This is a genomic window from Pseudomonas nunensis (assembly GCF_024296925.1).
GTDB classification, from domain to species: Bacteria; Pseudomonadota; Gammaproteobacteria; order Pseudomonadales; family Pseudomonadaceae; genus Aquipseudomonas; species Aquipseudomonas nunensis.
Genome location: NZ_CP101125.1, coordinates 3,377,333 through 3,399,835, shown reverse-complemented (window position 1 = coordinate 3,399,835; position 22,503 = coordinate 3,377,333). Strand labels below are relative to the sequence as shown.

17 protein-coding genes are annotated in these 22,503 nt (G+C 59.6%); 8 read left to right on the top strand and 9 right to left on the bottom strand.

Annotated elements, in window-relative coordinates:
• Nucleotides 1-2: 2 nt before the first annotated feature.
• Together NK667_RS14475 and NK667_RS14470 are read left to right on the top strand one after the other, a co-directional pair.
• Nucleotides 3-800, top strand: a complete 798-nt coding sequence (locus NK667_RS14475; protein ID WP_054052681.1) for an SDR family NAD(P)-dependent oxidoreductase — start codon at nt 3-5, stop codon at nt 798-800.
• Nucleotides 801-827: 27 nt separating this feature from the next.
• Nucleotides 828-1,238 carry an SRPBCC family protein gene (locus NK667_RS14470; protein ID WP_054615198.1) on the top strand — a complete coding sequence of 137 codons (411 nt, stop codon included), beginning with the start codon at nt 828-830 and terminating at the stop codon, nt 1,236-1,238.
• A 477-nt stretch (nt 1,239-1,715) separates the two neighbouring features.
• Here the strand turns inward: NK667_RS14470 and NK667_RS14465 are convergent, their stop codons facing one another.
• The 4 genes from NK667_RS14465 to NK667_RS14450 form a co-directional block, all read right to left on the bottom strand.
• Nucleotides 1,716-2,000, bottom strand: coding sequence for a DUF3077 domain-containing protein (locus tag NK667_RS14465; protein WP_054615197.1), 285 nt, complete (start codon nt 1,998-2,000; stop codon nt 1,716-1,718).
• A 469-nt stretch (nt 2,001-2,469) separates the two neighbouring features.
• Nucleotides 2,470-7,185 (bottom strand): Ig-like domain-containing protein, encoded by a 4,716-nt coding sequence (locus tag NK667_RS14460; RefSeq protein ID WP_254744635.1) that lies wholly within the window; start codon nt 7,183-7,185, stop codon nt 2,470-2,472.
• Nucleotides 7,186-7,492: 307 nt separating this feature from the next.
• On the bottom strand, nt 7,493-8,887 hold the full coding sequence (locus NK667_RS14455; protein WP_054615194.1) for a sensor histidine kinase: 1,395 nt from the start codon (nt 8,885-8,887) through the stop codon (nt 7,493-7,495).
• A complete protein-coding gene (locus NK667_RS14450; RefSeq protein ID WP_054054468.1) occupies nt 8,865-9,548 on the bottom strand; it encodes a response regulator transcription factor in 684 nt (227 codons plus the stop codon). The genes NK667_RS14455 and NK667_RS14450 overlap by 23 nt, the downstream gene beginning before the upstream one ends.
• Before the next feature lie 310 nt (nt 9,549-9,858).
• On the opposite strand from NK667_RS14450, the gene NK667_RS14445 reads away from it, so the two are divergent.
• The 5 genes from NK667_RS14445 to hcnC all read left to right on the top strand — a co-directional run bounded on the left by NK667_RS14445 (nt 9,859) and on the right by hcnC (nt 14,932).
• Nucleotides 9,859-10,800, top strand: a complete 942-nt coding sequence (locus NK667_RS14445) for a hypothetical protein (RefSeq protein WP_054615193.1) — start codon at nt 9,859-9,861, stop codon at nt 10,798-10,800.
• A gap of 374 nt (nt 10,801-11,174) precedes the next feature.
• Complete coding sequence (locus tag NK667_RS14440) at nt 11,175-11,714, top strand: hypothetical protein (protein ID WP_054615191.1); 540 nt, start codon at nt 11,175-11,177, stop codon at nt 11,712-11,714.
• Between the two features lie 245 nt (nt 11,715-11,959).
• On the top strand, nt 11,960-12,274 hold the full coding sequence (hcnA, locus tag NK667_RS14435; RefSeq protein ID WP_054615190.1) for a cyanide-forming glycine dehydrogenase subunit HcnA: 315 nt from the start codon (nt 11,960-11,962) through the stop codon (nt 12,272-12,274).
• Nucleotides 12,271-13,680: a cyanide-forming glycine dehydrogenase subunit HcnB gene (hcnB, locus tag NK667_RS14430; RefSeq protein ID WP_054615189.1), complete on the top strand. Its 1,410-nt coding sequence runs from the start codon at nt 12,271-12,273 to the stop codon at nt 13,678-13,680. The genes hcnA and hcnB overlap by 4 nt, the downstream gene beginning before the upstream one ends.
• On the top strand, nt 13,673-14,932 hold the full coding sequence (gene hcnC / locus NK667_RS14425; RefSeq protein ID WP_054615188.1) for a cyanide-forming glycine dehydrogenase subunit HcnC: 1,260 nt from the start codon (nt 13,673-13,675) through the stop codon (nt 14,930-14,932). Before hcnB ends, hcnC begins: the two co-directional genes overlap by 8 nt.
• Nucleotides 14,933-15,119: 187 nt before the next feature.
• Here the strand turns inward: hcnC and NK667_RS14420 are convergent, their stop codons facing one another.
• Nucleotides 15,120-16,931 (bottom strand): monovalent cation:proton antiporter-2 (CPA2) family protein, encoded by a 1,812-nt coding sequence (locus tag NK667_RS14420; RefSeq protein ID WP_054615187.1) that lies wholly within the window; start codon nt 16,929-16,931, stop codon nt 15,120-15,122.
• Nucleotides 16,932-17,473: 542 nt separating this feature from the next.
• Between NK667_RS14420 and NK667_RS14415 the strand changes: the two genes are divergently transcribed.
• Nucleotides 17,474-18,388 (top strand): LysR family transcriptional regulator, encoded by a 915-nt coding sequence (locus NK667_RS14415; protein ID WP_054615185.1) that lies wholly within the window; start codon nt 17,474-17,476, stop codon nt 18,386-18,388.
• Here the strand turns inward: NK667_RS14415 and NK667_RS14410 are convergent.
• From NK667_RS14410 to NK667_RS14395, 4 genes are all read right to left on the bottom strand, one after another.
• Nucleotides 18,378-19,148 (bottom strand): substrate-binding domain-containing protein, encoded by a 771-nt coding sequence (locus NK667_RS14410; protein ID WP_054615184.1) that lies wholly within the window; start codon nt 19,146-19,148, stop codon nt 18,378-18,380. The genes NK667_RS14415 and NK667_RS14410 overlap by 11 nt on opposite strands.
• Before the next feature lie 27 nt (nt 19,149-19,175).
• Nucleotides 19,176-20,468 carry an MFS transporter gene (tcuC, locus tag NK667_RS14405; protein ID WP_054054448.1) on the bottom strand — a complete coding sequence of 431 codons (1,293 nt, stop codon included), beginning with the start codon at nt 20,466-20,468 and terminating at the stop codon, nt 19,176-19,178.
• Nucleotides 20,469-20,770: 302 nt separating this feature from the next.
• Nucleotides 20,771-21,817 carry a M48 family metallopeptidase gene (locus NK667_RS14400; RefSeq protein WP_054615183.1) on the bottom strand — a complete coding sequence of 349 codons (1,047 nt, stop codon included), beginning with the start codon at nt 21,815-21,817 and terminating at the stop codon, nt 20,771-20,773.
• Nucleotides 21,818-21,839: 22 nt separating this feature from the next.
• Entirely contained in the window at nt 21,840-22,445 is a 606-nt protein-coding gene (locus NK667_RS14395; RefSeq protein WP_054054444.1) for a LemA family protein, read from the bottom strand.
• Between the last annotated feature and the right edge of the window lie 58 nt (nt 22,446-22,503).

Here is a 22,503-nt window from a genome sequence, read left to right as displayed (position 1 = left end):
GCATGAAAATCGATCTGACTGGAAAACTCGCCATCGTCAGCGGCAGCACGGCCGGCATTGGTCTGGGCATCAGCAAAGCGCTGGCCGAGTGCGGCGCCACGGTGGTGGTGATCGGCCGCGACTCGGCCAAGGTTGAACAGGCACTGGCGAGCATTCGCGACAGCGTGCCGGGCGCGCAATTGCGTGGCCTGACCGCCGACCTCGGCACCGCTGAAGGCGCCGAGCAATTGTTCGCCGCCGAACCGCGAGCTGACATCCTGGTGAACAACCTAGGGATCTTCGACGACGTGGATTTCTTCGACGCACCGGACAGCGAGTGGACGCGCTTCTATGAAGTCAACGTGATCTCCGGCGTGCGCCTGTCCCGGCATTACACGCCCGAAATGGTCAAGAATGGTTGGGGCCGGGTGATCTTCCTGTCCTCGGAGTCCGGGGTGGCGATCCCGGCCGACATGATCAACTATGGCGTGACCAAAAGCGCCAACCTGGCGGTGTCCCACGGTTTGGCCAAGCGCCTGGCCGGCACTGGTGTGACCGTCAACGCGATCCTGCCCGGCCCGACTTTCACCGATGGTCTGGAACAGATGCTCAAGGACGCCACCGCCGAGTCCGGCCGCAGCGCCCGGGAAGAAGCCGATGTCTTCGTACGCAAGGCGCGCCCGAGCTCGATCATCCAGCGCGTGGCCGATGTCGAAGAAGTCGCCAACCTGGTGGCCTACATCGCCTCGCCACTGTCCTCGGCCACCACCGGCGCGGCATTGCGCGTGGATGGCGGTGTCGTCGACAGCATGGCAATCTGAACTGAATTCATAGAGAGACATTCATTTATGGCAACTGCATCAGCAACTATCGACATCCCGGCTTCGGCCGATCAGGTCTGGCAATTGATCGGCGGCTTCGACTCGCTGCCGGACTGGCTGCCGTTTATTGTAAAAAGCGAACTGAGCGAAGGCGGCCGAGTACGCAGCCTGCAAACGGCGGATGGCGCCGTGGTGGTTGAGCGCCTGCAAGCGTTCGACAACGCGGGCAAAACCTACAGCTACTCGATCGAGCAAGCACCGTTCCCGGCCACCGACTACCTCGCGACGTTGCGTGTTGAAGCACAAGGGCAGGGCGCTCGCGTGACCTGGTCCGGCCGGTTCACTGCCAAAGGCGTGACCGATGAAGAAGTCGAAGCGCTGTTCAACGGGATCTACAAGGGCGGCCTAGAAGCCCTGCGGGCCAACTACCCGGCCTAAGCCCCACCGCAAAACCCCCTGTGGGAGCGGGCTTGCTCGCGAAAGCGGTGTATCAGTCAAAATAGATATCGACTGACACTCCGTCTTCGCGAGCAAGCTTCGCTCCTACAGGGGCTGGCGACGGACACAGATTCTGCTTCCACCGAAGGTCCCCTGTGGGAGCGAGCCTGCTCGCGAAGAGGCCCGGCCAGTCAACGCCATCATCCGGGTCTTGTTACCCGTGAGCCCGAATCTGCCGCCCCAACACATCCATCACATCTCAGCCGTCACGCAACAACAGCGCCGCCGCGTTGGGCAGTTGCTGCACATCCGCGCCTTTGGCCTGGGTGATATCCAGACTGGCCAGGCTCTCCATCATCTGCGTCCCAGCCAAAAAACGCGTCGCGGAATTGCTGAGCAACACATCCAGAGGTGCTTAGGTGGCCACCAGCAACACCGGGATATCGCAATCATTGTTGGTCATCGGCATATGCGAATTCATGCCTCACCTCCCACTTGCGCCGCGTGCATGCCGTCGATCGAGGCTTGAAGCAACGAACTCGCAGTGCCGAGCATTTGCTTGCTGGCCCAACGCAATGTCGCAGTGTGCTCCGGGCGGGTGGCGTTCGGGGCTTGATGGGCGAGGGCTTCGGCGCAACTGAGGTAGACCGAGGCGTGCTCCAGCGCGTCGAGAAGGGGAATGCCGGGTTGTACGGCGAAGAGGTGATGGTCGACGTGATCGCAGCGGGCGAAGGGGGTGGATTTTGTGGTTGGATTGGTCATAAGTGAGGTAACTCCTTTTGGTTCAAAAAGAGCTGCCACGAAATCGCCGTCAAACGAATAGGGTGGCAACTGTGCGCAGGTTGACGGACCGGTCCTCACTAACCCGGCGCATCCGAAGATGCCCCACGCACAGTCGCCATATGCAATGAACGGGCACAGAAGTGCACGAGCAGAGAAAGGCTATGCGCGTAGTAAGGAAGTCCAGGCCGTCAAACCCGATCACGAATCAGTCGTGACAGGCGCGAGGATAGGGAGAGAGGGCAGGGCAGTCAACTGGGGCAGGGCCGGAAATGGCTGCTTTTCCTGTAGGCATCTTCTGGGCCTGATATTGATCTCATAGGAAATAACCAATTCTGCGATCTTTTGATCTTGTCCCTGGAAATCAAGTTCAAAAGACCGCATCCTCCGGCTGTTCCTAAAGAGTTGGTGTGCAGCCTGTTAATAAAGCCGCCCCCTAATTTAAAAATTTCTAAACCAAACCAAACCATCTGATGTTTAGAATAGTGATATCGGCGGCTGGAAGGAATTCATCTCTCACTATTTTAAAGTAAGAAAAGTAAGTGCCTTGTGGTGCGGTCCAAGTAAATTTCGCATTAAAAGGGTACGAAGTGTTTGGGCTGAAAAGATCTAAGCTAGTTATGGGGTTCCCATTTAAATCATAAAAAGTCACAGTTCCAGATTTTGCTGATGGCATTTGATAGTTATGCTCAAATTCAATTGATCGTGCGACTCCTTTTGTCAGGGTTATTTTTATTGCTGTATGTACACTCAAGGTGTTGGCGTAAACATATAGGTTTGCTGCGGCTCCATAAGTATATGGAGTGTTTGGGTAGGCGGGTGTTAGCAAATAAAAATTTAATCCACTTGCGCTTGTATGGTTCTCTCCTGTTTTATATAGAATAAATCTAACCGTGCTTGGAAAATACTCGGTGCCAGAGACCGCGGTGACCACCGTCAAGAGGCGCACGTTTGAATAGGTCGGGGTGCTGTGATACTTCGATTGCGCAGCGAAGCGATGTGCGCCTGCCGCGACGGGGATGTTCAGTGTCCAGATCCCGGTGGTGGCATTCGCCGTTGCGGTTCCTTTGGACACTGCGCTTGGGCCAGTGCCGTCGAAAACCTCAACGGTCTGACCCCGGCTGGCGGTGCCGGTCAAGGTGACGGTGGTTTCAACCGTGGTGCCATTGTCGGGAATCTCGACGTTGCTTGGCGAACCTTTGACCGAGGAGATGGTGGGAATCACCACGGCCACGACCGTCAAGAGGCGCACGTTTGAATAGGTCGGGGCGCTGTGATACTTCGATTGCGCAGCGAAGCGATGTGCGCCTGCCGCGACGGGGATGTTCAGTGTCCAGATCCCGGTGGTGGCATTCGCCGTTGCGGTTCCTTTGGACACTGCACTTGGGCCAGTGCCGTCGAAAACTTCAACGATCTGACCCCGGCTGGCGGTGCCGGTCAGGGTGACGGTGGTTTCGATCGTGACGCCATTGTCGGGAATCTCGACGTTGCTTGGCGAGCCTTTGACCGAGGAGATGGTGGGAATCACCACGGCCACCACCGTCAAGAGGCGCACGTTTGAATAGGTCGGGGTGCTGTGATACTTCGATTGCGCAGCGAAGCGATGTGCGCCTGCCGCGACGGGGATGTTCAGTGTCCAGATCCCGGTGGTGGCATTCGCCGTTGCGGTTCCTTTGGACACTGCACTTGGGCCAGTGCCGTCGAAAACTTCAACGATCTGACCCCGGCTGGCGGTGCCGGTCAGGGTGACGGTGGTTTCGATCGTGACGCCATTGTCGGGAATCTCGACGCCACTCGGCGAACCCTTCACGGAGGTGAGGGTGGGCACCACAACGGCGGTCACGGTCAAGGTTCGCGCCGCCGAAGTGGCGCCGCTGCCATACAAGGCTTTCGCAGTAAAACTGTGCGCCGCCACGGTCAACGACGACACCGTCAGGGTCCAGATGCCGGTGGTTGCATTGGCCGTGGCTTCCCCTTTGGAGGTGGTCCCGTCGAGGATCTGCACCTTCTGACCTTTGCTGGCAGCGCCGGTGAGGATCACGCTGGTTTCGACGGTGGTACCGCCATTGGGAATCTCGACGTTACTTGGCGAGCCTTTGACCGAGGTGATGGTGGGCGCGACCACGGCGGTCACAGTCAAGGTCCGCGCTGCTGACGTAGCGCCGCTGCCATACAAGGCTTTCGCAGTAAAACTGTGGGCCGCCACGCTCAACGACGACACCGTCAGGGTCCAGATTCCGGTGGTTGCATTGGCCGTGGCTTCTCCTTTGGAGGTGGTCCCGTCCAGGATCTGCACCTTCTGACCTTTGCTGGCAGCGCCGGTGAGGATCACGCTGGTTTCGACGGTGGTACCGCCATTGGGAATCTCGACGTTACTTGGCGAGCCTTTGACCGAGGTGATGGTGGGCGCGACCACGGCGGTCACGGTCAAGGTCCGCGCTGCTGACGTAGCGCCGCTGCCATACAAGGCTTTCGCAGTAAAACTGTGGGCCGCCACGCTCAACGACGACACCGTCAGGGTCCAGATTCCGGTGGTTGCATTGGCCGTGGCTTCTCCTTTGGAGGTGGTCCCGTCCAGGATCTGCACCTTCTGACCTTTGCTGGCCACACCGGTGAGGATGACGCTGGTCTCGACAGTGAGGCCGTCGTTGGGAATCTCGACACCACTGGGCGAGCCTTTGACCGAGGTGATGGTAGGCGCGCTCGACGCCGTTACGGTCAAGTTACGTACGTTGGAATAGATTGGGGTGTTGTGATATTTCGACTGCGCATACAAGCGGTGTGCGCCTTGCACTAGGGGGATGTTTCGGAGTTCCCAAACCCCGGTGGTGGCATTAGCCGTCACGGTTCCTTTGGAAACCGCGCTTGAACCGGAACCGTCAAAAATTTCGACTTGTTGACCTTTGCTGGCGGTACCGGTCAGGGTGACCGTGGTTTCGACAGTAGTGGTATTGTCGGGAATCTCGACGCCACTCGGCGAACCCTTCACGGAGGTGAGGGTGGGCACCACAACGGCGGTTACGGTCAAGGTCCGCGCCGCTGACGTGGCGCCGCTGCCATACAAGGCTTTTGCGGTAAAACTGTGGCCCGCCACGCTCAACGACGACACCGTCAGGGTCCAGATGCCGGTGGTTGCATCAGCAGTGGCTTCTCCTTTTGAGGTGGTCCCGTCGAGGATCTGCACCTTCTGACTTTTGCTGGCGGTGCCGGTGAGGATGACGCTGGTTTCGACGGTGGTGCCGTCATTGGGAATCTCGACGTTGCTTGGTGAACCTTTCACCGAGGTAATGATTGGGTTCTCCAACGCAACAGCCTTGACCGTATAAGTCCGCACCGGAAACTTCACCGCCGTCGCTTCATTCGCCACTCCATCAAAATTTACCGCCGCCAACACCCTGATCTGCGAACCATCCGCCAACTGATCCAGAAACGCCCGCGTCACCACACCGCTCTGATCACCCACCGAGCCGATGGGCACGCCCTGATAGAGGGGCAGCGTGACCGGCGCGCCACTGCTGTTGGTACCTTCGCACGACAGCCAAAACGGTTGTCCCAGTGCAATCCCGCGCCAAGCCTTGAGCTGAGCGGTGGTATTGCCAGTGAAACTGCTCAGATCCAGCGTAGAGGTAATGTTTCCGGGGGGAGCAGTGGGGGTTGTTAACCGAGGGTCGCCATCGATCATCCGGTTCACGCTCAACCGCAACGCCGCCGACTCTCCGGCCGGCATCCCGCCGCGAATCAATTCCCAGGTCAGCTCAATAACACTGTTCTGGCGGGCTGCCAGATTCGCCTGGCTGAGGGTGAAATCGGACCGCCCGCCGACGATGTCCTGCACCGGAAACGGCCCGGCGCCCGGCGCGGGGTTGAGCTCTTTCAGTCGGGCCTGATCACCGGGATTACCGGTAAACGTCACACGCACGGTCACGCCCGCATCGTAATCCAGCGCATTAATCGGGTTGGTGGCCGGTAGCTCTAACGTCGGTGGGTTCAAGGGAATGGCGGTTGTGGAATCGATTACCAGCGCTTCGGCGACACTCGACCGGCCTACTTTCACGCCGGCTCGGAACAGGGAATACTCGGCCTTCACGTTGTCGTTGAGCACGACCCTGTCGTTCGGGATCTCCATCACGCAGGGATCGAATCGGTTAAAACCGTCTTTGCTGATGGTGCCGCTGAACGGCACGCTCACCCCGGACGGGCTCCCGGTGTAGAGGCCTTCAACCCGGTCGCCCACCTCGAATTTCGGCGCCTCGGGTATCACCACAACCAGCAATGGCCCACCCTCGAGCAGTTTGCGATCAACCTTCGTGGGATCGTCCATAGAGTCGTCCCTGTCCTCGCGCAGGATTGGCGGCGGCACCGTCACCACGTCCATGTCCACGTCTGCCGTGATGATGGCCGACCAGCGAAACTTATCCGTCGCGTTGTTCAGTTGATCGACGATGGTGTAGGAAAACGGAAACGCCGGATGACTGCCCCCGGCCTGTTCGAACATCTCGCGGGTGAGGGTGACTTCGTACGTGCAATCCGGCCCAGGGGGGGGCAGCGCGATGTCGAAGCGTGGGCGCAGCATTTTCACAGTGCACTTGTCGTACTTTTTGCAAAACGGGTAGGCGATTCTGAGTTTCACCCCTTGATCGATGTCGTCCTTGCCGATGAATGCCGGGTTGCCCAGTTCGGGCGGCAGGCTGATGTGAAGGTAAGGGTGGTCGTCGTTGCCGGGGACGTCATTGCCGCCGGGCAAATGGGCGCTGTAGAGCAGGTACAACGGGGCCGAGTCGCCCACATTGCCGGTGGGACGGCGGACTTTGTATTCCAGCTTGTTATTGCTGCCATCCAACAGCGTCGATTCAAACAGATAGAACGAGGTGGTTTCGTCTCGATCATTATCCGGAATTTGCTTCTCTCCCAACGGATTACCATTGAGCACGAGGCCGATGGAAATGGGATCGTTGCCGGTGCCTTCACGAGCCGGTGGGGGCACCAGGACGGTTACCGCGTTAGCCAGCACACCCAGTTTCTGATTGAACACCATTCTGAACAGCGACAACGGCAACCCCCGCACCGGTTGCGGCACCAGCGGGTCGGGGGTCACGCCCTCGGTGGCGCCGAGGATCGTGGGCGGGTAGTTGAGTTGGATTTCAGCGTTCGGTTGTTCAGTGGCCATGGTGCACCTGCGGATTCGGTGGGGGCATGGCTTATGAAATACCGAAGGTGACGCGGCGGCTACTGTCAGAAATTACAGGTGGGCAGGGGTTTAAGACGAGTGGTCAGTGGCTCTCGAAACCATCACTTTTTTGCACACATTGCAGGTTCCCTGTAGGAGCGAAGCTTGCTCGCGAAGGCGGTGTATCAGTCAAAATTCATATCGACTGACACACCGTCTTCGCGAGCAAGCTTCGCTCCTACAGGGGATCTTCATTGTTTCGGTGATCGTTTCCACGCTCTGTGTTGGAACGATCAGGTCAGGTAAGTCAGGTTTGTGGAATCAAACTCTGCCGACAATCCAGCGCCAACCGCGCGCCGCCGTTGTCGCTGGTGCCGACTTCCAGGGTGAAGCCGTGCAGGCTGACAATCGCCGCGACGATCGACAGACCCAGTCCGAAACCGCTCTGCTGATTCCCACCCTCGGCCCGATAGAATCGCTGGAACACCGCTTCCCGTTCGGACGGCGGAATTCCCGGCCCGGAGTCGAGCACTTCGATCCGCGTATGCCCACCTTGATTGATCCCGCGCAAGATTACCTGGCCACCGGGCGGGGTGAATTTGATCGAGTTGCTCAACAGGTTCGCAACCGCTTCGAACAACAGCGCCCGGTCGCCGTTCAGTGTCGGCAAGGACTCAGGCAATTGCAGCTGAAAAGACAGTTCTCCTTCCTCCGCCAGCGGCAGATAAAAGTCATGCAGTTCCCGCAGCAATGGCACCGGATCGAGCTGCACAAAACCGGAACGTCGCTGACGATCCTCCAGTTCGGAAATCCGCAGCAATCCACGAAACCGCGCCATCAATGTATCCGCCTCGGCCAGCACAGAATCCAGTTGCTGCACCAGGGGCGAACTCTCGTCGGCCTGTTGCTGGATTCGGTAGAGCTGCGCGCGCAGGCGGGTCAGCGGGGTGCGCAGGTCGTGGGCGATGTTGTCGCACACGCCTTTGACTTCGTTCATCAAGCGCTCGATGCGTTCGAGCATGGCGTTGACGATGGCGGCGAGCATGTCCAGTTCGTCGCGGCGATTGGACAGGGGCAAGCGATGGGTCAAGTCGCCCGCGACGATGGCTTCGGCGCTGGCCTGGATCGCGCGGATGCGCCGCAACGGACGGCGGCGCAACAGATGCCATCCAGCAATGCCGGGCAGGATGGTCAGCGACACACCCCAGAACAACGCGTGGAGGATGATCTGGGTCACGGCGAACAACGAACCGTTGTCGCGCACCAGTACCAGCCAGCGACCGTCCAGCGTCGGAGTGGCCACGGCGTCGCAGCTGTCGGCGGGCAGGGTCGGGTCGTCGGACTCGGCGCAGTTGGCGAGCATGTGAATTCGGGCATCCAGCGGCAGGTCCGCCGGGATTTCGCGCAGGGCGCCACTGAGGTAGCGATGCTGGGCATCGAACAGGCCGTAGGCGTCGATGCCACGAATGTCGAAAGTCATGCTGGCGGCGAGGGCATCCACCAGTTGTTCGCCGCGAAAGCGCGAAAACAGGTGTTGGCGTTGCATCAACGAGTGCTTGGCCAGGTTGTCCAGGTAGCCGGACACCTCGTAATACATGACCCCCATCAGAATCCCGCTCCAGGCCACGAACAGTGAACTGTAGAGCGCCAGCAAGCGGCTGCTGGAAGAGCGCCAGCCTTTAGAGGGGTTCAGCAATGACATACCCCGAGCCTCGCACAGTCCGGATCAACGGGACGTTGCCGGGTGGGTCGATCTTCTTGCGCAAACGGCCGATGTGCACGTCGATCAGATTAGTGCCGGGGTCGAAGTGATAACCCCAGACCTCTTCGAAAATCATCATGCGCGACAGGATCTGCCCGGTGTTGCGCATCAGGAATTCCAGCAATTTGTATTCGGTGGGCAGCAGCGTCAGCAATTCGCCGTCGCGGCTGGCTTCGTGGCTGATCAGGTTCAGCTCCAGATCCGCTACCCGCAATGTGGTGGCCTGGGCGCTGACGGTGTTCTGCCGGCGCAGCAACACTTCCACCCGCGCCGCCATTTCATCGGTGGCGAAGGGTTTGGTCAGGTAATCGTCGCCACCGGCCCGCAGCCCCCGCACGCGCTCATCGACATCGGAGAGGGCGCTGATCATCAGGATCGGCGTGGCCACGCCCATGGTCCGCAACGTGGTGACGATGGCCAGGCCATCGAGCTCCGGCAGCATGCGGTCGAGGGTGATCAGGTCGTAGTCGCCGCTGACCGCGCGCGCCAGGCCTTCGCGGCCATTGTCGACCCAATCCACGTCCAGACCGTGGCTGCTCAATTCGGCCACGATCTCGCGGGCGGTCACGGCGTCGTCTTCGATGGTCAAGATGCGGGTCATAGGGCGGGCCTGCTATTCAGTTCGTTACAGAATGAGGGCATTTTGCCAAGAAATGCGCGCGGCTTATTAAATTAACTTTCATGTTGGTTCAGGAACCTTGCGTGTGGGGCGTTTATTTGCACGTCAGGTCTCAATGCATAAAACCCGCTGATATTCAGCAGCTATTGCAAAATGCATGGTCCTAGGATTTTTAGGATTTTTAACCTGTTGATATAGAACGATTTATTTATATAAGGCGACTGGCACGGTGCCTGCAATTCCTCTTTCGAAGAGTTGTAACACCATCTTTCATGCCTGGAGCTGAACAATAATGAATAGATCCTCAGAGGGTTTTTATCCTGCCGCAGAAGAGTCAAGCACGCTCTCGGGCGTGTCCTGGGGCGCGATCTTCGCCGGGGCTGCTGCCGCAGCGGCGTTGTCGTTGATTCTGGTATTGCTCGGCTTCGGCCTGGGCTTTTCGGCTGTCTCACCGTGGGCCAACGAGGGCGTCAGCGCCAAGGGCCTGGGCATTTCAACGATCATCTGGCTGGCGGTCACGCAAATCGTGGCATCCGGGCTCGGCGGCTACATCGCCGGTCGCCTGCGGGTGAAGTGGGCCAACATGCACGGTGATGAAGTGTATTTCCGTGATACCGCCCATGGCTTCCTGGCTTGGTGCGTGGCAACTCTGGTAACCGCGACCCTGGTGGTCGGTTCGGTCAGCAGCATTGTCAGCGGTGGTGTGCAGGCCGGGGCGAGTGTCGCCGGTGGCGCTGCAAGTGCCGTGACTCAAGCGGCGGGCACAGCTGCCGGTAACACCAACAGTGACCAGTACGGTTACTTCATCGATAGCCTGTTCCGCGATGATCGTCCGGCCGCCGTCAGCGATGACGCCGCCCGTGGCACCGTGACCCGCATCTTCGTACGCAGCCTGAGCAATAACGGCCAACTGGCTGCTGAAGACCGGACCTACCTCGCACAACTGGTCGCCCAGCGTACCAACTTGACTCAGGCTGATGCCGAACGTCGTGTGGATGAGGTTTACGCCCGCACTCAGAAAGCCATTGCCGACGCCAAACTTGCCGCTCAACAAGCCGCTGACACCGCTGCCAAAGTCGCTGCCTGGACCGCGTTGTGGATGTTCGTCGCGCTGCTGGCCGGTGCGTTTTTCGCCAGCCTTGCCGCAACCTTTGGCGGTCGTCGTCGGGATGCCGTGGTGTATCTGGAATCGGATGCCTACGTCACCACCACCACTCTGCCACCTGTTCGCTAACCCGGGAGAATCATCATGCGCTCACTACTTCTGTTCTTTCTTGGCGTGCCAATCCCGATCATCATTTTGATCGCACTGTTCATGCACTGATCCCTCTGAGGCTCATGCCTCTGCCGCTTCTGCCTCTGGTAGAAGCGGCGTTTTGCTTTCTGGGGCAATATGTAACGCGATTTATCCTCTGTGGGAGCGGGCTTGTGTGGTGAGGGGGCTTGCCCCCGTTCGGCTGCGAAGAAGTCGTAAAGCCTTTGCATACGGTGCATCTGGTGCATCGTGATGGCAGGTTTTAGTGCCGCTTCGCGCCCCAACGGGGGCAAGCCCCCTCGCCACACAGGCTCGCTCCCACATTTAATTGTGTTGTGTCAGGGAGAAATAGCTTGAACAAGAAGGAAATCAAACAGCAAATCACGGCGATGCTCGACGCCGGGCGTTCCAAAACCGAGACGTTCAAGGCGTTCTCCGGCGGGGCGGTCAAGGACCGCGTGTTGGCATACTGGATCGGTTCGCACCCTGACCCGGCACGTAATGCGCAGCATCAAGGCAAGGTTAAGGTGTTGCTCGGGCTGATGATTGCTCAAGCCTTGCTCGGCGCACTCACGGGGTTCTCCCTGGGCGCGCTGATCGGGCCGAAGGCGATGGTGATTTTCACGTTGATTGGAGGGCTGATTCCGTTGTGGTTCGCCTACGGCTTCTACAAGTACCGGGCGCAGTTTTACACCGTGTACGTGATCCTTTCCCTTAGCCAGGCCTCGCAAGTGTTCAAGGGTTTTTCCGAGGATCCGGTATCGACGTTGATCGGCGCTGCGATCGGCCTGGGCTTGGTGTTTTTTGTGGCATGGCTCAAGACACTGCTGTTCCCTGACCTGAATTTTATCGGGCCGAAAAAAATCAAGGGCCAGTACGTTTTTTCCAACTGAGGCCCGGGCTAGAGGGGAGGGCATTTTTACTGGCGTGGATCAATATTTAATTTTGAAATATCGCTTAACGTAAAAGATCCAGGCCCTCTCTGCTGTACCGGCTAAGGTACTTTTCATGCGCAGCTATTGCGCTGTTGAAGTACCGATGCAGACCTCCTCGTTGTTGTGTATTCAGTTGGCCAGCAAGGTGTAGTACGGCATGGAGCTGACGAACCCACCTGAACCTTTCACGGAAGAACATTGCAATGCAACGCTTAGACAGAACCTTCGATATCCAGCCGCTGGCCAGGGCGGATATGACTTTGCACATCAACGGCCAACCGGTCAGCGCCGCCATCGGCGAAACCGTCCTCACGGTCATCCAGTCCCTTGGCCTGCGCCAGGTGGCTCGTAACGATCACGATCAGATCAGCGGCGCCTATTGCGGCATGGGCGTGTGCCAGTGCTGCCTGGTGAAAATCAACGGCCGCCACAAGCGTCGCGCGTGCCAGACGATCGCGCGTGACGGCATGATCGTCGAAACCCAGGTCAATCGCATCGCCGAGCAGGAGGCCTTATGAGCCTGCATCCGGTGATCGTCGGCGGCGGCCCGGCGGGCATGGCCGCGGCCATTGAACTGGCTCGGCACGGTGTGCGCAGCACCTTGCTGGAAGAAGCCTCGCGGCTTGGCGGTGTGGTCTATCGCGGGCCGTTGCGCGATGGCGTTCAGCTCGACTATCTGGGGCCACGCTATTCAGAAATCCTGAGCCGCTTGCACGGTGAATTCCAGGAACAGTCGGGGCTGATCGATGTGCGGCTCAATCATCGCGTGGTCGGTGCCGAGGGCACTCGTGCACTGGTGGTGCTGGATGGCGACGAGCGCTTGCACGAATTCGAGTATCCGCAACTGCTGCTGGCGGCCGGTTGCCATGAACGCAGCGTGCCGTTTCCCGGCTGGACCTTGCCTGGCGTGATTCTGCTCGGCGGGCTGCAGTTGCAAATCAAGAGCGGCGTGGTCAAGCCTCAGGGCCCGGTGGTCATTACCGGCACCGGTCCGTTGCTGCCGCTGGTGGCGTGTCAGTTGCACGCGTCCGGGGTCACGGTCGCCGGGGTCTACGAGGCCTGCGGGTTTGGCAAGATCGCCCGGGAAAGCCTGGCGTTGCTGAACAAACCGCAGCTGTTTCTCGATGGCTTGAGCATGTTGACGTTCTTGAAACTGCACGGCATCCCGATGCATTACGGCTGGGGCGTAGTTGCGGCCCAGGGTGAGGGCGAGTTGAAATCCGTCACCGTGGCGCCGTATTCCCGCACTTGGGAACCGGACCTGAGTCGCGCCGAAACCATTGCCGTCCAGACCCTGGCGGTCGGCTACGGCTTTATCCCACGCACTCAACTTAGCCAGCAAATGGGCCTGAACCATGGCTTCAGCGATGACGGCTACCTGCGGGCCAGCGCCAATATCTGGCAGCAAAGCAACGAGCCCCACGTGCACCTGGCCGGTGACATGGGCGGGATTCGCGGTGGCGAAGCGGCAATGTTCGCCGGGCGGATCGCGGCGCTATCGATCCTGTTGCAACGGGACGTACTGGACAAGAAACTGGCGTTGGTCCGACGTGACCGCTATCTGTCGAAATTCAAGGCGATTGTGCGCTTTCGTGCGGCGGTCGATCGCTACACCGAACGCGGTGCCGGGCAGACCGCATTGCCTGCCGCTGACACGGTGATCTGCCGCTGCGAACACGCAACCCGCGCCGACATCGACCGGGCGCTGGAGCAAGGCGTGCAAGACATGGCCAGCCTGAAAATGCGCACCCGGGTCAGCATGGGCGATTGTCAGGGCCGGATGTGCGTCGGTTATTGCAGCGACCGGTTGCGCGAAGCCACTGGGCGTCAGGATGTGGGCTGGCTGCGACCGCGTTTTCCCATCGATCCGATTCCGTTTTCAGCCTTCCACAACGCCGCCACGGAGACTGCCAACCATGAGTAAGTTCTATGACGTGGTCATCGCCGGCGGCGGTGTGATCGGGGCGTCCTGCGCCTATCAGTTGTCCAAGCGCAAAAACCTCAAGGTGGCGCTGATCGACTTCAAGCGTCCGGGCAACGCGACCCGGGCCTCGGCCGGTGGCTTGTGGGCTATTGGCGAGTCAGTGGGGTTGGGCTGCGGGGTGATTTTCTTTCGCATGATGTCGGCCAATCGCAAGCGCGAAGCCCACGGCTCAGCGGTAGTGGTGGATTCCAGCACGCCGCACATCCTGCCGCAGTCGTTCTTTGATTTCGCCTTGCAATCCAACGCGATGTACCCGGCGCTGCACAAGGAGTTGCAAGACAACCACGGGATGGATTTCAAGTTCGAGAAGACCGGACTGAAGTTTGTGATCTACGACGATGAAGACCGGCTCTACGCCGAGCATATCGTTGCCTGCATTCCGCATTTGGCGGATCAGGTGCGCTGGCTCGATCAGGCCGCCCTGCGCGAAGCCGAGCCAGCCGTCAGCCACGAGGCGAGGGGAGCGCTGGAGTTCCTTTGCGATCACCAGGTCAGCCCGTTCCGCCTGGCCGATGCCTATACCGAAGGCGCGCGACAGAACGGCGTGGACCTGTATTTCAACGCCAACGTCACCGGGGTGCTGCACCACGGCTCGCGGGTCACCGGCGTGCAAACCGCCGAGGCCGGGGTGTTTCATTGCGACACGCTGATCAATGCGGCGGGCGCCTGGGCGGCGGACCTGAGCGAACAGGCCACCGGGATTCGCATACCGGTGAACCCGGTGAAGGGACAAATCCTGCTGACCGAGCGCATGCCGAAGATCCTGCGCGGTTGCCTGACCACCAGCGATTGCTACGTGGCGCAGAAGGACAACGGTGAAATCCTGATCGGCAGCACCACCGAAGACAAAGGCTTCGACGTCACTACCACCTACCCGGAAATCGCCGGGCTGGTGCAAGGCGCGGTGCGCTGCATTCCGGAGCTGGCTGACGTGAATCTCAAGCGCACCTGGGCCGGGCTGCGTCCGGGGTCGCCGGATGAATTACCGATTCTGGGGCCGATGAAGGGAGTGGAGGGGTATCTGAATGCCTGCGGGCACTTCCGCACCGGCATCCTGACGTCGGCGATTACCGGGGTGTTGCTGGATAAACTGGTGAACCACGAACCGCTGCCGCTGGACATCACACCGTTCCTGGCGGACCGGTTTGAGGTGAAGGGCGCGGTTGAGGTGAAGGCACTGGAAACCGCCTGACCCCTTGTGGGAGCGGGCTTGCTCGCGAAAGCGGTGTATCAGTCAGCATTGATTCGACTGACACGGCCTCTTCGCGAGCAAGCCCGCTCCCACACTGGTTCTTAGGTGTATCCACAATTTGTGGTCAACCAGAGTCCCTGTGGGAGCGAGCCTGCTCGCGAAGGCGGCCTGTCTATTACGCAAGCCTTCAAGCCTTACCCGACTCCTGCTCCTCCAACTGATCCGACTCAAACAACTTGGCCAGTTCCGCCCGCGCTTCCTGCGCGGTTTGCAACACCTTCGCCGCATCGTCATACACCGCATGCTGCGCTTCAAGCACCTGTTCATCGTGATGCTTGAAGCGTTTGATCCGCGCATCCGCCTGCGCCTGGGTCAGTCCGAGGCCAACCAGTGTGCGCCGACTCATTTCCAGGCTGGAATAGTAGGTCTCCCGAATCGCCTCGGCGCCGAGGTCGACCAAGCGGTGAACGTGCTGGCGGTTGCGCGCCCGGGCGATGATTTTGATGTGCGGGTACAAGCGGTGTACCACTTCGGCGGTCTTGATATTGGTGTCCGGGTCGTCCGTGGCGATCACGAAATATTCCGCCTGCTCGACCTTGGCTGCACTGAGGATTTCCGGGCGCATCGGGTCGCCGTAGAACACCGGCACACCGCCGAAGCTGCGGGACAGTTCGATGGTTTCCACGGACGTGTCCAGCGCCACGAACTTGATGTTCTGCGCGCGCAGAATCCGCGAAACGATCTGGCCCATCCTGCCCATACCGGCAATCACCACACGCGGGGCGTCGGTGTCGATGTCGCGGAATTTTTCCGGCACCACCACTGGCTGCACTTTCGGCGAATACAGCCGCGCACACAGCAGCAACAGCAGCGGCGTCACGGCCATGGACAGGGTAATCGTCAGCACCAGCAGGTCGTACAGACGCGGCTCGAACAGGCCCTGATCGCGACCGATCTTGAACACCACAAACGCAAACTCACCGCCCGCCGCGAGTACGATGCCGAGGCGAATCGCGCTGACCTTGCCCAAACCACCGGCCAGGCGCCCGACAACAAACAACAGCGGCAGCTTGATCGCGATCAGCAGCAGGGTCAGCCCGAGCACCGTGATTGGCGCGCTCAGCAGCAGACTCAGGTTGGCGCCCATACCGACGCTGATAAAGAACAGCCCCAGCAACAAACCCTTGAACGGTTCGATCTGCGCTTCCAGTTCGTGACGGTATTCGGAGTCCGCCAACAGCAATCCGGCGAGGAATGCGCCCAATGCCATCGACACGCCGACCAGATCCATCAGCCACGCGGTACCGATCACCACCAGCAACGCGGTGGCGGTAGAGACTTCCGGCAGACCGGTTTTAGCCACCACCCGGAACACCGGCCGCAGCAGATAACGCCCACCGATCACCACTACGGCAATACTGCCCAACACCCGCAAGCCATGGTTCAAATCTTCGGCGGCGCTGGTGGTGTGATCACCTCCCGCCAGCAACGGCACCATGGCGATCAGCGGGATTGCAGCAATGTCCTGGAACAGCAGAATCGCGAACGCCAGACGCCCATGGGGACTGGTCAGCTCCTTGCGCTCGGCGAGGCTCTGTAAACCAAACGCGGTGGACGACAACGCGAGGCCCAGGCCCAGCACTATCGCGCTGTTCAGCGACTGGCCGAACACAAACAGTGCCAGCACGCCGATGACCGAGCCCGTCAGCAATACCTGCGCAAGGCCGACGCCGAACACCGATTTGCGCATCACCCATAAACGTCGCGGCGACAGCTCCAGGCCGATGATAAACAGCAGCAACACCACCCCGAGCTCGGAGATATGACTGACGCTTTGCGGATTGCCGATCAAGCCCAGCACCGACGGCCCGATGATCACCCCGGCAAACAAATAACCCAGCACCGCGCCCAATTGCAGGCGTTTGGCCAAAGGCACGGTGAGCACCGCCGCGAACAGAAACACGACAGCGGCTTGCAACAGGTTGCCTTCATGGGGCATGGCGAAACTCCATAGACTCGGTATAGCGGGGGTGACAAGGATAAAGGCTGAGGCCGCGTGCGTCAGCCTTGCAGATGAAATCAAGTTGCCTGACAGATCGCCTTCGCGAGCAGGCTCGCTCCCACAGGGGATCTGTGCCGTACACATCATCTGCGGCCGCTAATAACCCCCCTGTGGGAGCGGGCTTGCTCGCGAAAGGGCCGTCACATCCAACATCCTTTTCGCCAGACACACCGCCTTCGCGAGCAAGCCCGCTCCCACAGGGGATCTGGGTTGGTACACATATCCTGTGCCCAGCAGAGCCTCATGTGGGAGCGGGCTTGCTCGCGAAGGGGCCATCACATCCAACACCCTTTTCGCCAGACACACCACCTTCGCGAGCAGGCTCGCTCCCACAGGGGATCCGGGTTGGTACACATATTCTGTGCCCGCCAGAGAACACCCTGTGGGAACGAGCTTGCTCGCGAAGGCGTCCTCACTAGCAACATCAATTTCCAGGACTAATAGTTTAAGCTGATCAATAAACCTCCCGAGCTCAACCAATGGCCATCAACTTCGACCTCAACGACCTGCAAGCCTTCCGCGCGGTGGTTGAGCAGGGCAGCTTTCGCAAGGCTGCCGACACGGTGCGTATTTCCCAACCGGCCCTGAGCCGGCGCATCGAAAAGCTTGAAGACGCCCTCGGCGTAAAACTCTTCGAGCGCACCACCCGCAAAGTCAGCCTGACCCAGGCCGGGCGCGGTTTCATTCCCAGTGTCGAACGTCTGCTGGACGATCTGGATGTAGCGCTGCTGGGTATCAGCGAAGTCGCCTCAACCCGTCTCGGCCATGTCACCGTCGCCTGCGTGCCGTCGGCGGCGTATTACTTCATGCCGCGAGTGATCGCGCATTACCACCGACAATTTCCGCGGATCAAGGTCAAAGTCCTCGATTCCAGCGCCCACGACGTGCTGAGTGCCGTGGTCAATGGCGAGGCGGATTTCGGCCTGAGTTTCATGGGCACCCTCGAAGCAGAAGTCGAATTCGAACCGCTGGTGCAGGAAGGCTACGTGGTGGCCTGTCGGCGCGATCACCCATTGGCCGGGCGCGGCAGCGTGACCTGGGACGAGTTTTACCAGCAAGACTACATTTCCCTCGACAAGACCTCGGGTAATCGCTTCTTGCTCGATCAAGCACTGGCCGGTGTGGTGCCGCAGCGGCCAAGCATCTGCGAAACCCGTCATGTGACGACGATGATCGGTCTGGTGGAGGCGGGGCTGGGTGTGGCGGCGGTGCCGTTGATGGCGATGCCGGCGGAGGATCACCCGATTTTGACTCGGGTGCCGCTGACCGATCCGCAAGTGATGCGCAGTGTCGGCTTGATCAAGCGCCGGGGTCGAACCTTGACCCCGGCAGCGTTGGAATTGGAGCGGCTGGTGGTGGAAATGAAAGTCCAGCCACCAACGATCAGCGGCTGACCGAATCCAGTCCCGTGGCTTGTACCTGCGGCTGAACGGCCGGCGAAGCCAGGTAAGCCAGCAACGCCTTGGCCTGCGCCGGGTGTTGCGCACCCACCGGAATGCCAGCGGCGAAGCGGGTCACCGACTGCACCGACTCGGGAATCTTCGCCACAAAACTCACCCCCGGTACCGGCAGCAACTCGCTGACCTGCTGGAAGCCGAGTTGGTAATCGCCCGTGGCAACCACCGAGCCCACCGGGATTTTCGGGATCATCTTCGACTTCGGCTTGAGCTGGTCTTCGATACCCAATTTCTTGAACAGCTGCTCTTCGATGTACACACCGCTGGCGCTGTCGGAATAGGCCACCGATTGCGCACCGAGCAGGGTCTTTTTCAGGCCCTCCACCGAACTGATGTCCGGTTTCGCCGCGCCTTCGCGCACCACCAGGCCGATGCGTGAGTCCGCCAGTTCAACCCGTGAAGCGGGGTCGACTTTGCCTTGTTTGATCAAGTCATCCAGTGCGTAGCCGACCATGATCACCACGTCGGCCTGTTCACCGCGCGCCAGGCGATTAGGGATCGCCTCCGGCGCCTTGCCCATGGACGGACCGAGTGCCGTATCCAGCGTATTGCCGGTGGACGCGGCGAATTCAGGGCCGAGGATTTTGTAGGCCGCAGTAAATCCGCCCGAGGTCATCACACGAATTTCTTCAGCCTGGGCGACGGCGCTCAGACTCGCGATGAGGATCAGTGCTGCATAGTTGAAAAGCTTTTTCATCGAATGGTTCTCGCAGTTAAAGGTCGGTCACGACACGGCCGGTTGCAGGCGCCCGGAAGCGCGGCGATAGAGAAACAGCGTCGCGCACAGCGCACAGAGCGCGGCGAAACTCATCCAGTAACCGGGTGCCGCCTTGTCGCCGGTGTACTGGATCAACATGGTCGACATCGCCGGGGTGAAACCACCAAACACTGCGGTGGCCAGGCTGTACGCCAGCGAGAACCCGGCGACTCGCACTTCCACCGGCATGATTTCGGTGAGTGCGGCGATCATCGCGCCGTTGTACAAGCCATAGATGAACGACAACCACAGCAACACCAGCAGCATGTTGATGAAACTCGGCGCGTTCACCAGATACGTCAATGCCGGATAGGCCGTGGCCAGAGTCAGTAAAGCCATGGCGATCAGCACCGGACGCCGTCCGATGCGATCGGACAAGGCACCGCCCAGCGGCAGCCAGAAGAAGTTGGAAACACCGACCAGCAGCGTCACCAGCAACGCATCGGACGTGCTCAAGTGCAGCACGGTTTTGCCGAAGGTCGGTGCGTACACGGTGATCAGGTAAAACGCGGTAGTAGTCAGGGCGACCATCATCATCCCGGCGAACACGATCACCCAGTTCTGCGCGAGGGTGCGGAACACATCGCCCATGCTCGGACGGTGCTTGCGCGCGGCGAACTCTTCCGTTTCTTCCAGGTTGCGGCGCAGGAAGAAGATGAACGGCACGATCATGCAGCCCACGAAAAACGGAATCCGCCAGCCCCAGTCGGCAATCATGGCCGGCGCCATCCATTGGTTCAGCCCATAACCCAGCGCTGCAGCGACGATGATCGCCACTTGCTGGCTGGCCGACTGCCAACTGGTGAAAAAGCCCTTGTTACCCGGCGTGGCGATCTCCGAGAGGTACACCGAGACACCGCCCATTTCCGCACCGGCGGAGAAGCCCTGCAGCAAGCGGCCAATCAACACGATGGCCGGCGCGAACAGCCCGATGCTTTCGTATCCGGGCACCAGCACAATCAGAATCGTGCCGCTGGCCATGATCGACAGTGTGACGATCAGCCCTTTGCGCCGGCCCACATCATCGATATAGGCACCCAGCACCACGGCGCCGAGTGGGCGCATCAGGAAACCGGCGCCAAACACCGCGAAGGTCATCATCAGGGAGGCGAATTCGCTGCTGGCCGGGAAGAACACGGCGGCGATCTGCGTGGCGTAGAAGCCGAAAAGGAAGAAGTCGAACTGTTCGAGGAAATTGCCCGACGTGACCCGGAAAATCGCACCGGCCCGGGAACGACCGGAAGGGATTGCTGCTGTCATTGACGTGTACTCCACCGCTTTTATGACGTGCGCCGCGTGGGGGCGGCGCACGGTTCTTATTGGGGCGGATAGTGGAGCAGGGGCATCGATATGTTAATTGCATAGTTGGCATGTATTGATGCGTGAGGCGGATCAATGGGCTGGGGTTGTTGGTGTCTGGCCTACCGCCTTCGCGAGCAGGCTCGCTCCCACAGGGGGGCTTCAGCGAACACAGAATCAGCGAACAACCGCGAACAACTGTGGGAGCGAGCCTGCTCGCGAAGGCGTCCAAATAGGCAACCCACCCGTCAGATAAATCATCTCTATAGTAGGGAGTGATCCGCCGTTCGCGCAGCCCGAGTGTCTGGCATTTTTGCCGCTTCAACCATAGGGAACGTGCCATCCCATTGCGCATCGATACGCCGGATTCGCTCACTCAAGTCAGGATGCGTTGCAAATAAACGCTCCATTACCGACGACGTGCCAGGACTGAAAAACAGGTGGCTGAACTCACCGGCTCTTTTGGCGTTGATGTGTGAGCCTTGGGCATAACCACCAATCTTTTTCAGTGCGCCAGCAATGCTGTCAGGGTTACGGGTGTACTGCACGGCGGTAGCATCAGCCAGGAACTCGCGTTGCCGACTGACGGCTGCCTTGATCAGGCTGCCCAACAAACTTCCGGCAAATCCGGCCACACACAAAATCAGACCGATAAACAGACCCACTATCTTGAGACGGTTGTCACGCTGATTTCCCTGACTCACTTTGAGCAGGATCAGGCCGCCCATGAGGCCCAGGACCAACAAGCCACTAACGACTGCCACCATGTGCATGTTCAGGCGCATGTCACCGTTGTAGATATGGCTGAATTCGTGGGCGATCACGCCTTGCAGTTCTTCCCGTGTAAGCAGTGTTATCGCCCCCTGCGTCACGCCGATCACTGCATCCTTAGGGGTAAACCCTGCCGCGAAAGCATTGATGCCTTCATCCGGCAGCAGATAGACGGTCGGCACCGTCACGCCCGAGGCAAGGGCCATTTCTTCGACGATGTTGAGCAGGCGTTGCTCTTCCAGCGTTCGGCCGCCTTGATCGATCTGGCGTCCACCCAATTCTTCGGCAATGACTTTACCGCCAGCCAGAAGCTGGGCGTACTTGGCCAGGCTACCGAGTAAAACAACGCCAATGATGATCGATGCTGGCACCGTGATGTTTTGCCACTTGATGACCAATGTATCGCTGCCGTCGTTGGCACGATCAAGGCTGAAGATGAGGCTGGTGACGGTGATCAGGCTAAGCACCGCCAGGCTCATTAGCAGGACGAGTAACGCTGTCCGGTGTTTGGCCTGGCGTTGTTGTGCGAAAAAATTCATCGAGCCATCCGTGGGCAACGTGTCAGAAGGAAACCTGTGGGGTTTGTTGAATAGCCGCGGTGTCGGCAAATTCCAGCGGGGTGGCATCAGCGCCATGGCCGAAGCGAGCGGCGAATAGCACGGCGGGGAAGCTTTGCTTGAGGTTGTTGTAAGTCAGTACTGCATCGTTGAACACCTGTCGTGCGAAGGTCACTTTGTTTTCGGTGCTGCTGATTTCTTCACTCAGTTGCTGCATGGCCTGCGAAGCCTTGAGTTCGGGATAGGCTTCCAGGGTTACGCTTAGGCGACCCATGGCACTGTTGAGCACGCCATCGGCAAGGCTCAGTTGGGCAATATTTCGAGCATCTCCCGGTTGCGCCTGTGCGGCCTTGAGCCCGGCCAGTGCGTTATTTCGCGCAGAAATGACGGCCTCCAGCGTTTCGCGCTCGTGGGCCAGATAACCCTTGGCGGTGGCCACCAGATTGGGAATCAGGTCGTAGCGGCGTTTGAGTTGAACCTCAACCTGCGCGAAGGCGTTGGTGATTTCGTTACGGCGGGCGACCAGGTTATTGAAGAGCCCGATGGCATACAGAACGCAGAGAATCAGGATGGCCAAAATGACCAGCATGACAATATTGGAAGTACTCATGGTGTGATGTCCTTGTTCACTCTGCGGGATTTTGCGCAGGATGTTAGCGGAAAACCCA